The sequence below is a fragment of the Pseudomonas reactans genome (assembly GCF_013385825.1).
GTDB lineage: Bacteria > Pseudomonadota > Gammaproteobacteria > Pseudomonadales > Pseudomonadaceae > Aquipseudomonas > Aquipseudomonas reactans.
In genome coordinates, this window is the sequence record NZ_JACAPG010000034.1 from 1 (window position 1) to 13444 (window position 13444).

General features: G+C 63.0%; 3 protein-coding genes. All 3 read left to right on the forward strand.

The annotated features are described in order from the left end of the window. Window positions 1-827: phosphopantetheine-binding protein (locus HX868_RS30540; RefSeq protein WP_177005432.1), on the forward strand; the 827-nt coding region annotated here is incomplete at its 5' end. A gap of 3 nt (window positions 828-830) precedes the next feature. After that, the gene (locus HX868_RS30545) at window positions 831-8612 is read left to right on the forward strand and encodes a non-ribosomal peptide synthetase (protein ID WP_177005433.1); all 7782 of its coding nucleotides are present in this window, start codon (window positions 831-833) and stop codon (window positions 8610-8612) included. A 10-nt stretch (window positions 8613-8622) separates the two neighbouring features. Continuing rightward, the coding region (locus HX868_RS30550; protein ID WP_425504263.1) for an amino acid adenylation domain-containing protein at window positions 8623-13444 on the forward strand (4822 nt) is incomplete at its 3' end.

Genomic DNA, 13444 nt, shown 5'->3' on the forward strand with positions numbered 1-13444 from the left:
TCAACCTGCAACCCATCGGCGTGGCCGGCGAGTTGTACCTGGGCGGCGAAGGCGTGGCGCGGGGTTACCTGGAGCGTCCGGCACTGACCGCCGAGCGTTTTGTGCCGGACCCATTCGGCAAACCTGGCAGCCGCGTATATCGCAGCGGCGACCTGACCCGTGGCCGCCCGGATGGGGTGGTGGATTACCTTGGGCGTGTCGACCATCAGGTGAAGATCCGTGGTTTCCGTATCGAACTGGGCGAGATCGAATCGCGCCTGCGTGAACAGGACAACGTCGGTGAAACCGTGGTGGTCGCCCAGGACGGCCCGACCGGCAAACAACTGGTGGCGTATGTCGTGCCGGCCGAGGGCCCGCTCGCCAAGGAAGACGAATTGCGCGAAACCTTGCGCCGTGCGCTGAAAATCCATCTGCCGGACTACATGGTCCCGGCGCACTTCATGTTCCTGGCGCAAATGCCGCTGACCCCCAACGGCAAACTCGACCGCAAGGGCCTGCCTGAACCGGATGCGAGCCTGCTGCAACAGGCCTACGTGGCTCCCGAAACCGAGCTGGAACAGCAGATCGCGGCGATTTGGGCCGACATATTGCGCCTGCCGCAGGTCGGCCTGAACGACAACTTCTTTGAAGTGGGCGGCCATTCCCTGCTAGCGATCCAGATCACTTCGCGGGTCCAGGCCGAACTGGGCCTGGAAGTGCCGTTGGTAGAAGTATTCCAGACCGAAACGCTGCGCGCCTATGTGCAGGCCGCCGCCACCTTCCGCGCCGGCAGCGCGGAAGATTTTGATGATCTTCGTGACTTTTTGAGCGAACTAGAGGCGATTTGACCCATGCTTTCCAACCCAAACATCGATCTGGTTTCGCGCTTTCTTCGCCTGCCTCTGGAACAGCGCCAGCAGTTTTACCAACGCCTGCAAAGCCGGGGAATGAGCTTCGCTCAACTGCCGATTGCCTCGATCCGCGAGGACGGCCAGCACCTGCCGCTGTCCTACGCCCAGGAACGCCAATGGTTTCTCTGGCAGTTGGACCCGGACAGTGCCGCCTATCACGTCCCTGGTGCCCTGCGCCTGAGCGGGCGCCTCGACAAGGCGGCCCTGCAACGCAGCTTTGACACCCTGGTGGCGCGTCATGAAAGCCTGTGCACCCGTCTGCATCTGGACGGTGAGCAGCGCGCCCAGGAAGTGCTGCCACATGCCGTAATCGAGATCGTCGAAAGCGCGGTTGACGAGGCAAACCTCAAGGCATCAGTAGAAGCTGAAATCGCCCGTCCCTTCGATTTGCAGCAGGGGCCTTTGCTGCGTGTCAGCTTGCTTGCACTGAGTGATGAGGAACACGTGCTGGTATTGGTGCAACACCATATCGTCTCCGACGGTTGGTCGATGGGCGTGATGGTTCAAGAGCTGATGCAGCTCTACGCCGCCTACAGCCAGGGGCAGGACTGTGCCTTGGCGCCGCTGCCGATCCAGTACGCCGACTACGCGCTATGGCAACGCAGTTGGATGGAAGCGGGGGAGAAGGCTCGTCAGTTGACCTATTGGCGTGAACTGCTCAGCGGCACGCAGCCGGTGCTGGAACTGCCGTTCGACCAACCGCGCCCGGCGCAGCAGAGCTTTCGTGGCGCGCGTCAGGATATTGCGCTGGAACCGGCATTGGTCGAGGGCTTGAAGGCCCTGGCCCAGCGCGAAGGCGTGACCATGTTCATGCTGTTGCTGGCGTCCTTCCAAGCGTTTCTGTACCGCTACAGTGGCCAGCCGGATATTCGCGTCGGCGTGCCGATTGCCAACCGCAACCGCGTCGAGACCGAGTCGCTGATCGGCTTTTTCGTCAACACGCAAGTGCTCAAGGCCGACCTCGATGGCCAGATGAGCTTTGCCCAATTGCTGCAGCACACCAAACGCCGTGCGCTGGAGGCCCAGGCCCACCAGGACCTGCCCTTCGAACAGTTGGTGGAAGCGCTGCAACCCGAGCGCAGCCTGAGCCACAACCCACTGTTCCAGGTGATGTTCAACCATCAGGCCCGTTCGCATTCCGCAGGACAGCTACTGCCTGGCCTGAGCGTGGCCAACCTGGAGTTGGACAGCCACAGCGCCCAGTTCGACCTGAGCCTGGATACCCAGGAAAGCGGCGAGGGCATCTGGGCCTCGTTGACCTACGCCACCGACCTGTTCAGCGCCGCGACTGTCGCGCGCATGGGTGAACACTGGCTGAGCCTGCTGCGTGACGCGGTGGCGAACAGCGCATTGCTTTTGCAGGACCTGGCGACGCTCGACGCCCATGAGCGCGAGCACATCCTGTATCAATGGAACGCCACCGAGCGCGGCTATCCGCAAGGGCAGTGGGTGCACCAGTTGATCGAAGCCCAGGCGCTGGCACGGCCAGACGCGCCGGCGTTGTGCTTCAACGACCTGTCCCTGAGCTACGCCGAACTGAATAGCCGCGCCAACCGCCTGGCCCATAGCCTGATTGAAGCCGGCGTTGGGCCGGACGTGCTGGTGGGATTGGCCGTGGAGCGCTCCATCGACATGGTGGTCGGCTTGCTGGCCGTCCTCAAGGCCGGGGGCGCCTATGTGCCGCTGGACCCGGAATACCCGCGTGATCGCTTGGCGTACATGCTGGAAGACAGTGGCGTGAAACTGCTGCTGACCCAGGCGCATCTGCGTGATCAGTTGCCGATTCCCCAAGGCCTGGAAACCCTGGTGTTAGGTGAGTCCGATTACGCCGGCTACAGCGACGCCAACCCAGGTATTGCCCTGGATGGCGAAAACCTGGCCTATGTGATCTATACCTCGGGCTCCACCGGTCAGCCCAAAGGCGCGGGCAACCGTCATTCGGCGTTGCTCAACCGCTTGCACTGGATGCAGGAGGCCTATGGCCTGGGCGCCAGCGACACGGTGCTGCAAAAGACCCCGTTCAGCTTCGACGTGTCGGTGTGGGAGTTTTTCTGGCCGCTGATGACTGGCGCGCGCCTGGTGGTGGCCGCGCCGGGTGATCACCGTGATCCGGCCAAGCTGATCAAGCTGATCAATCACCACCAGGTCAGCACGCTGCACTTTGTGCCGTCGATGTTGCAGGCCTTCCTGCAGGATCCGGCGGTGTCGACCTGCCAGAGCCTGCAACGCATTGTGTGCAGTGGCGAGGCCTTGCCGGTGGATGCCCAGCAACAGGTCTTCGCCAAGCTGCCGCACGCCGGACTCTTCAACCTGTACGGCCCGACCGAAGCGGCCATCGACGTGACCCACTGGACTTGCGTGGACGAAGGCCGCGATGCGGTGCCGATCGGCCGTCCGATTGCCAACCTCGGTTGCTACATCCTCGACAGCAACTTCGAACCGGTGCCGGTGGGCGTGCTGGGCGAGTTGTACCTGGGCGGTATCGGCCTGGCGCGGGGTTACCACCGTCGACCGGCGCTCACCGCCGAACGTTTTGTCGCTCACCCGTTCATCAAGGGCGAACGCCTGTACCGCACCGGCGACCTGGCGCGCTACCGCGACAACGGCGTGATTGAGTACGCCGGGCGTATCGACCATCAGGTCAAGCTGCGTGGCCTGCGCATCGAGCTGGGTGAAATCGAAGCGCGCCTGCTGGAGCACGACTGGGTGCGTGAGGCCGCCGTGCTGGCGGTTGACGGTAAATATCTGGTCGGCTACCTGGTGCTGCAAAATGCCAGCGATGACTGGCGTGACGTGCTGGGCGTCCATCTCGGCCAGCACTTGCCGGACTACATGGTGCCCGCGCAATGGGTGCTGCTGGAGCAGATGCCCCTGAGCCCCAACGGCAAGCTGGACCGCAAGGCGCTGCCCAAACCTGAAGCCACCCACCACTACGAAGCGCCGCACAGTGCGCTGGAGCAACAGATCGCCGCGATTTGGGCCGACGTGCTGGGCGTTGAACAGGTGGGTTTGAACGACAACTTCTTCGAGCGTGGCGGTGATTCGATCATCTCCATCCAGGTGGTCAGCCGCGCTCGGGCGGCCGGTATCCATTTCACCGCCAAGGCGCTGTTCCAGCACCAGACGGTGCGCAGCCTGGCCCGCGTGGCGCAGTTGCAGACGGCACAGGTGATCGACCAGGGCCCGGTGCAGGGCGCGACGCCGTTGCTGCCGTTCCAGCAACTGTTCTTCGACATGCACCTGCCGGACCGTCACCACTGGAACCAGTCCTTGCTGCTGACGCCACGCCAGCCTCTGCTGGCCGAGCCATTGGAAGCTGCGCTGCAAGCGCTCACCCAGCACCACGACGTGCTGCGCCTGAGTTTCAGCCAGCAAGCCGAAGGCTGGACTGCGCGGCATGATGCGCAACCTGCAACGCTGCTATGGAAGGCCAGCGTGCAGGATGCCGCCGAACTGCAAGCACTGTGCGAGCGCGCCCAGCGCAGCCTCGACCTGCAACAAGGCCCATTATTGCGTGCGGTACTCGCAGAAATGGCTGACGGCTCCCAGCGCCTGCTGTTGGTCATGCACCACCTGGTGGTGGACGGCGTGTCCTGGCGGGTGTTCCTCGAGGACCTGCAAAGCCTGTATCGCCAGCAGAAATTGCCGGCCAAAACGTCTTCGTTCAAGGCCTGGGCCGAACGTTTGCAGGCGCATGCCCGCAGCGAATCGATCGAACCGGAAAAAGCCTTCTGGCTGCAACAGCTGCAAGGCGTGCCTGCCGATTTGCCCTGCCGTGATCCGCAAGGCGCACGTCCTGGCCGTCTGGCCCAGACGGTGGTCAGCCAACTGGATGCCGAGCGCACCCGGCAATTGCTGCAACAGGCGCCCACGGCGTATCGCACTCAGATCAACGACCTGCTGCTGACCGCCTTGGCACGCGTCATCTGCCAATGGACCGGGCAAGCCTCCAGCCTGATCCAGCTGGAAGGCCATGGCCGTGAAGATCTGTTTGACGACATCGACCTGACCCGTACCCTGGGCTGGTTCACCAGCCTGTTCCCGGTGCGCCTGACCCCGGCCGAATCCCTGGCCACCTCGATCAAACAGGTCAAGGAGCAACTGCGTGCCGTGCCAGACAAAGGCCTGGGCTTCGGCGCGCTGCGTTACCTGGGTGACGACGCCACGCGCCAGGCGTTCAGCGCGCTGCCGGTGCCGCGCATTACCTTCAACTACCTGGGCCAGTTCGACGGCAGCTTTGACCAGCCGGACGGCCTGTTCACACCCGCTTCGGAAAACGCTGGCGCCGAACAAAGCCCGGATGCGCCACTCGGCAACTGGTTGACCCTCAACGGCCAGGTGTACGGCGGCGAACTGCAAATGGGTTGGACCTTCAGCCCGCTGATGTTCGACGCACCGCAGATCGAAGCCTTGAGCCAGGCCTTCACCCGCGAACTGACCGCATTGGTTGAACACTGCTGCACCCCTGGCATCAACGGCGTGACGGCGTCCGACTTCCCGTTGTCGCGCCTGAACCAGCAGCAGTTGGAGTCCTTGCCGCTGGCCGCCGATGCCGTTGAAGACATCTACACCCTGTCGCCGATGCAGCAGGGCATGTTGTTCCACACCCTGTATGAACAGACTGCCGGCGACTACATCAACCAGATCCGCGTGACGGTCGATGGCCTGGACGTGGCGCGATTCCAGCAAGCTTGGGATGCCACGGTGCAAGCGCACGATGTACTGCGCAGCGGGTTCTTTTGGGAGGGCCAGCTCGAATGGCCATGCCAAGTGGTCTATCGCGAGGCTCGGCTACCGATCGAACACCTCGATTGGCGCGCCATGCCGGAGCGCGAACTGGAATTGCAGAACCTCCAGGAAGCCCAGCGCCGCCAGGGCTTCGATCTGGCCAAGGCGCCCCTGGTGCGCCTGGTACTGGTGCGCACCGATGAGCAACGCCATGAACTGATCTACACCAGCCATCACATCTTGATGGACGGGTGGAGCAATTCGCGGCTGTTCGGCGAAGTGCTGCAACGTTATGCCGGTGTCGCAGTGCCTGAAGCGGCCGGGCGTTATCGCGACTACATTGGCTGGCTGCAACAGCGTGATGGCGCAGCGACTGAAACCTTCTGGCGCGAACAACTGAGCGTTCTGCAAGCACCAACGCGCCTGGGCAGCAGCCAGCCGACGGCGGCGGACGGGCATGGCGAGCATCAGCTCAGCCTGGATCGCGCGCTGACTGAACGGCTTGAGGCCTTCGCGCGCAATCACAAGGTCACGCTCAACACCCTGATCCAGGCGGCGTGGTTGGTTCTTTTGCAGCGCCATAGCGGGCAGTCGGTGGTGTCCTTTGGTGCCACCGTGGCCGGGCGTCCGGCAGAGTTGGCGGGGGTGGAGCAGCAGATCGGCCTGTTCATTAACACCCTGCCGGTGATCTGCGCGGTGGACGCCCAGCAGACCGTGGCCGACTGGCTGCAAGCGGTGCAGGCGCAAAACCTGGCGTTGCGTGAGCATGAACACACCGGGCTGTACGATATCCAGCGCTGGGCCGGGCAGGGCGGTGAAGCCCTGTTCGACAACATCCTGGTGTTTGAAAACTATCCGGTGTCCAAGGCCCTGGAGCAGAGCGGCGGCAGTGGCATTCGTTTCGGCCAGCCGGATTCACGCGAGCAGACCAACTTCCCGCTGACGGTGCTGGTGGATGTCGGTGACACGCTGTCGGTGCAATTCAGTTTTGCCCGTGCGCATTTCAACGCAGTCACAGTGCAAACCTATGGCCGCCATCTGGTCAACCTGCTGCAAGCCATGCTCGACGGCGACCAACAACGCCTGGGCGACCTGGCGATGTTGGAGGTGGCGGAACGCCAACAAGTGGTCGTTGACTGGAACGCCACGGCGCGGGATTACCCGTTGCAGTACTGTGTGCATCAACTGATCGAGCAGCAGGCGGCGCGCACGCCGCAAGCCCCGGCATTGGTGTTTGCCGAGCAGCGCTTGAGCTACGCCGAGCTGAACCGCCGAGCCAACCGCCTGGCTCATCGTTTGATCGAGGCCGGTGTGGGCCCGGATGTGCTGGTGGGCCTGGCGGTAGAGCGTTCGATTGAAATGGTGGTCGGCCTGCTTGCGGTGCTTAAGGCCGGTGGCGCCTATGTGCCGCTGGACCCGGAATACCCGCGTGATCGCTTGGCGTACATGCTCGACGACAGCGGCGTGAAACTGCTGCTGACCCAGGCGCATCTGCTTGAGCAACTGCCGATTCCGCAAGGCTTGAATAGCCTGGTGCTGGGTGAAGCCGCGTTTGAAGGCTACAGCGACGCCAATCCTGAAATCGCGGTGCACGGCGAAAATCTCGCCTACGTGATCTACACCTCAGGCTCCACCGGCCAACCCAAAGGCGCCGGCAACCGTCATTCGGCCCTGGCCAACCGCCTGCATTGGATGCAGGAGGCTTACGGCCTGGGTGTCAGCGATACCGTGTTGCAAAAGACCCCGTTCAGCTTCGACGTATCGGTGTGGGAGTTCTTCTGGCCGCTGATGACGGGCTCACGCCTGGTGGTTGCGGCGCCGGGCGATCACCGGGATCCGGCCAAGTTGATCAAGCTGATCAATACAGAGCAGGTCACCACGCTGCACTTTGTGCCGTCGATGTTGCAGGCTTTTCTGCAAGACCCGACGGTTGCGACCTGTCACACCCTGCACCGCATCGTGTGCAGCGGCGAGGCCCTGCCGGTGGATGCCCAGCAGCAGGTCTTCGCCAAGCTGCCCCAGGCCGGGCTCTACAACCTGTACGGCCCGACCGAAGCCGCCATCGACGTGACCCACTGGACCTGCGTCGATGAAGGCCGCGATGCAGTGCCGATTGGTCGCCCGATTGCCAATCTCGGGTGCTACATCCTCGACAGCAACTTCGAGCCGGTGCCGGTCGGCGTGCTGGGCGAGTTGTACCTGGGCGGCATCGGCTTGGCGCGGGGTTACCATCGCCGTCCGGCGCTCACCGCTGAGCGTTTTGTTGCCCACCCGTTCGTCAAGGGCGAACGCCTGTACCGCACGGGCGACCTGGCGCGTTACCGCGAAGACGGTGTGATCGAGTACGCCGGGCGTATCGACCATCAGGTCAAGCTGCGTGGCCTGCGCATCGAGTTGGGCGAAATCGAAGCGCGCCTGCTGGAACACGACTGGGTGCGTGAGGCCGCCGTACTGGCGGTGGATGGCAAGTTCCTGGTGGGCTACCTGGTGCTGCAAAACGCCGATGACGACTGGCGTGATGTGCTAAGCGCCCATCTGGCGCAACAGCTGCCGGACTACATGGTCCCGGCTCAGTGGAGGGTGTTGGAGCAGATGCCCCTGAGCCCCAACGGCAAGCTGGACCGCAAAGCCCTGCCCAAAGCCGACGCCAGCCTGCAAGCCCGGGAGTACGTCGCCCCGAACAGCGAACTGGAGCAACAGATTGCCGCGATCTGGGCCGAAGTGCTGGACGTGGAGCGGGTGGGCCTGCACGACAACTTCTTCGAGCTGGGCGGGCATTCCCTGCTGGCAACCCAGGTGGTGGTGCGCCTGCGCGAGCAGTTGCACGCCGAATTCGACGTCAAATCGATTTTCACCACGCCGACCCTGGCCGAGTTCAGTGCCCATGTCGCCGCCCAGCAGACAAATAATTCGCCGGTGCAGGACGCATTGGCTAAATCCTTGGAGGCCCTCAAACGTCTATCAGCAGAAGATTTGGATAAATTGATTTCCTGAGGGGCGTGGCGTGCAAGCATTAATCGAGTCGGTAGGGTCACTTTCGGCGCAACAAAAGAAAGCGTTGGCGGTAATGCTCAAGCAGCAAGGCATCAACCTGTTTGAGATTGCCCCGGTTTTCAAGCGTCAGGAAGGTGAACCCCTTCGACTCTCTTATGCCCAGGAGCGCCAGTGGTTCTTGTGGCAGTTGGAGCCGCAAAGCCCGGCCTACCACCTGCCGCGCGCCCTGCGGTTGAAAGGCCGCCTTGACCGGGCGGCCTTGCAGCGCAGCTTCAACAGCCTGATCGCCCGCCACGAAAGCCTGCGCACCTACTTGCATCAGGATCTTGACCAGGTGCTGCAAGTGGTCAGGCCTGAATTGCAGCTGGATATCCCCCTCGAAACGGGTGACGCCGCGCAGCTTGAAGCCCAGGTGCAAGCGGAGGTCGCCCGGCCGTTTGACCTGCAACAAGGCCCGCTGCTGCGGGTCAAGTTGCTGCAGGTGGCGCCCGATGATCACGTGTTGGTGCTGGTGTTGCACCACATCGTCTCCGATGGTTGGTCGATGCAGGTGATGGTCGACGAACTGGTGCAGATGTACGTCGCCTACAGCCAGGGCCAGGACCTGCGCCTGCCGGAATTGCCGATTCAATACCCGGACTATGCCTTGTGGCAGCGCAGTTGGATGGAAGCCGGCGAAAAAGAGCGTCAGCTCGGTTATTGGTGCGAGCGGTTAGGCGGCGAGCAGCCAGTGTTGGAGTTGCCGCTGGATCATCCGCGTCCGGCCGTGCAGAGCTATCGCGGTGCGCGCCTGGACATTGGCCTGGACGCGGCGCTGGTCACCGGCCTCAAGGCGTTGGCCCAGCGCGAAGGCGTGACTCTGTTCATGTTGTTGCTGGCGTCGTTCCAGACCCTGTTGTATCGCTACAGCGGGCAGTCGGACATCCGCGTCGGCGTGCCGATCGCCAACCGTAACCGGGCGGAAACCGAACGGTTGATCGGCTTTTTCGTCAATACCCAGGTCCTCAAGGCCGACATCGACGGGCAAATGACCTTCAGTCAGTTGCTGGCCCAGGTCAAGCAACGTGCGCTGGAGGCCCAGAGTCATCAGGACCTGCCGTTCGAACAGTTGGTGGAGGCCTTGCAGCCCGAGCGCAGCCTGAGCCACAACCCACTGTTCCAAGTGATGTTCAACCATCAGACCGAAGGCCGTCGGGTACGTGGTGAGCAGCAGTTGCCGGGGATGGCGGTGGAAGCCCTGGAGTGGGACAGCCTGAGTGCGCAGTTCGACCTGAGCCTGGATACCCAGGAATCGCCCGAAGGCATTTGGGCGTCGCTGACCTTTGCCACTGACCTGTTCGACGTGGCGACCGTGCAGCGCATGGCTGAGCATTGGCAAACGTTGTTGCGTTCAGTGGTCGGGCGCGCCGGCAATCGCATTGCGCAACTCGCGATGCTGGTCGACGACGAGCAACGCCGGTTGTTGCAAGACTGGAACCACAGCGCGGCAGCGTTTGAGGACCTTGTGGGTGTACAGGGATTGTTTGAAGCCCAGGTTCAGCAGCGTCCCGACGCGGTTGCCTTGTGCCTGGACGATCAGTCCATCAGTTACGCTGAGCTGAACCGTCAGGCCAACCGTCTGGCCCATCACTTGATCAGTCTGGGCATTGGCCCGGAAGTGTTGGTGGGCGTAGCGGTCGAGCGTTCGTTCGATATGGTGGTGAGCCTGCTGGCGGTGCTCAAGGCCGGCGGCGCCTACGTGCCGCTGGACCCGCAATACCCGCGTGAACGCCTGCTGCATATGCTCGAAGACAGCGGCGTGCGCCTGGTGCTGACCCAGGCCCATGTGCCGATGCCATTGCCTGAAGGCATGGCGACGCTGGACCTGGCGGATGCGCGCCTGGCGCTGTTCCCTGAGCGCGACCCGAAGGTAGTGGTCGCGCCGCAAAACCTGGCCTACGTGATCTACACCTCGGGCTCCACCGGCAAGCCCAAGGGCGTGGCGATCAACCATGCGGCACTCACCGAATTTTCCAGCATTGCCGCGGGTTATTCGCGGTTGACTCGTGAAGATCGCGTGCTGCAATTTGCGACCCTCAACTTCGACGGTTTCGTCGAGCAGCTGTACCCGGCATTGACCCACGGCGCCACCGTAGTGCTGCGCGGTCCGGCGTTGTGGGACAGCGCGCGGTTGTACGATGAAATCATCGCCCAGGGCATTACCCTGGCCGACTTGCCGACCGCCTATTGGAACCTGTTCCTGCTCGACTGCCTGGCCGCCGGCCCGCGTTCCTACGGCGCGCTTCGCCAGATCCACATCGGCGGCGAAGCCATGCCGCTGGACGGTCCGGCACAGTGGTTGAACGCCGGGCTCGGCCATGTGCGTTTGCTCAACACCTATGGCCCGACCGAAGCCACCGTGGTATCGAGCGTGTTGGACTGCACGGCGGGCACCGAACTGATCGGCGCCACCGCCAGCCCGATTGGCCGCTCGCTGCCAGGTCGCGCGTTGTATGTTCTGGATCGCGATCTGAACCTGGCACCGTTGGGCGCCGTGGGCGAGTTGTATATCGGCAGCCGCTGTGGCCTGGCGCGTGCCTATCTGAACCGTGCGTTGCTGACGGCGGAACGTTTTGTACCCGATCCCTTTGGTGAAACCGGTGAGCGCCTGTACCGCACCGGTGACCTGGCACGCTACCGCGCTGACGGTGTAATCGAGTACGTCGGCCGGGTCGACCATCAAGTGAAAATCCGCGGATTCCGCATCGAACTGGGCGAGATTGAAGCGCTGTTGCTGGCCCAGGTGGGCGTGCGTGAGACGCTGGTGTTGGCGGCCGACAACCAGCTCGTTGCTTATTTGGTTGCCGAGCAACACGACGCCGAAGCGCTCAAATCGATCCTGCGTGAACAATTACCGGATTACATGGTGCCTGCGCACCTGATCTTCCTTGAACGCATGCCGCTGAACCCGAACGGCAAGCTGGACCGCCAGGCACTGCCCAAGCCGGATGCCAGCCAATCGCAGCAGGTGTGGGTCGCGCCGGTCACCGAACTGGAGCAGCAAGTCGCCGCAGTGTGGGCCGATATTCTCGGCGCCGAGCGGGTAGGGCTGACCGACCACTTCTTTGAGATGGGCGGGCATTCGTTGTTGGCGATGCAGGTGGTGTCGCGCCTGCGTCATGCATTGGGGCGTGAAGTCCCGCTGAAACTGGTGTTCGAGCAACCGCGCCTTGAAGGTTTTGCCGCCACCCTGCACGCACTGGAGGCGCCGAAAGGTGAGCAGACGCCGCCGCTGCTGGCGGTCGGCCGCGAACACCCACTGCCGCTGTCTTACGCCCAGGAGCGCCAGTGGTTTCTCTGGCAGTTGGACCCGGACAGCGCTGCGTACCATATCCCCAGCGCCTTGCGCCTCAAGGGGGCTTTGGATGTCCCGGCGCTGCAACGCAGTTTCGAGGCCCTGGTGGCGCGCCATGAAAGCCTGCGCACCCATGTGCAAGTGCAGCCGGAGGGCGCGCGGCAAGTGATTCGACCTGACGCCGCCTTGCCGATCAGGTGGGGCGAAGTCAACGAGGCCGATCTGCAGGCCCAGGTCGAGGCCGAGATCGCCCGGCCATTCGATTTGCAAGAAGGGCCGTTGTTGCGCGTGACCCTGCTGCGCCTGGCCGAAGACGACCATGTGTTGGTGCTGGTGCAGCATCACATTGTGTCCGATGGTTGGTCGATGCAAGTGATGGTCGATGAACTGGTGCAGTTGTATGCCGCATTCAGCCAGGGCCGGACGCCAGACCTGCCGGCTATGCCGATCCAGTACGCCGACTATGCCGTTTGGCAACGCACCTGGATGGAGGCTGGAGAGAAGGTGCGCCAGCTCGATTACTGGCGTGACCTGCTCGGCGGTGAACAACCGGTGCTGGAGTTGCCGTTCGACCATCAGCGCCCGGCACACCAGAGCCATCGCGGCGCGCGCCTGGACGTAGCGTTGCCGACCACCCTGGCCGCCGAGCTCAAGGCCTTGGCCCAGGCGCAGGGCGTGACCTTGTTCATGTTGCTGCTGGCCTCGTTCCAGACCTTGTTGCACCGCTACAGCGGCCAGCAGGACATTCGTGTCGGCGTGCCGATCGCCAACCGTAACCGGGTCGAGACCGAGCGGCTGATCGGCTTTTTCGTCAATACCCAGGTGCTCAAGGCCGATATCGATGGGCAGACCACCGTTGCCCAGTTGCTCGCCCAGGTCAAGCAGCGCGCGCTGGAAGCCCAGGCGCACCAGGACCTGCCGTTCGAGCAACTGGTCGAAGCCTTGCAGCCCGAGCGTAGCCTGAGTCTCAACCCGCTGTTCCAGGTGATGTTCAACTACCAGGCTGAAGGTCGCACCGATGATGAACTTCAGGCGCTGGCTCAGTTGCGCATCGAAGGCTTGGCGTGGGACCGGCGTACCGCCCATTTCGACCTTGACCTGGATGTTCAGCAAAGTCCGGACGGGCTCTGGGCGTCGCTGGGGTATGCCACCGACCTGTTCGAAGCTTCGACCATCGAACGCATGGCGCGGCATTGGCAGAACCTGTTACTGGCGATGGTTGCCGATCAAGAGCAAACCATCGCGCACCTGAACCTGCTTGACTTTGATGAGCAGCAACACATTCTTCAACTGTGGAACCAGGCAGATGCAGGCTTCTCGGCCGAGCGTCTTGTTCATGAATTGGTAGCCGATCGCGCCAGGGAAAACCCCCAGGCAATCGCCGTCAAATTCGACGCGCAAACCCTGAGCTATGGCGAGCTGGACAGCCAGGCCAACCGCCTGGCCCACGCCTTGATCGCCCGTGGCGTCGGCCCCGAAGTGCGCGTGGCGATCGCCA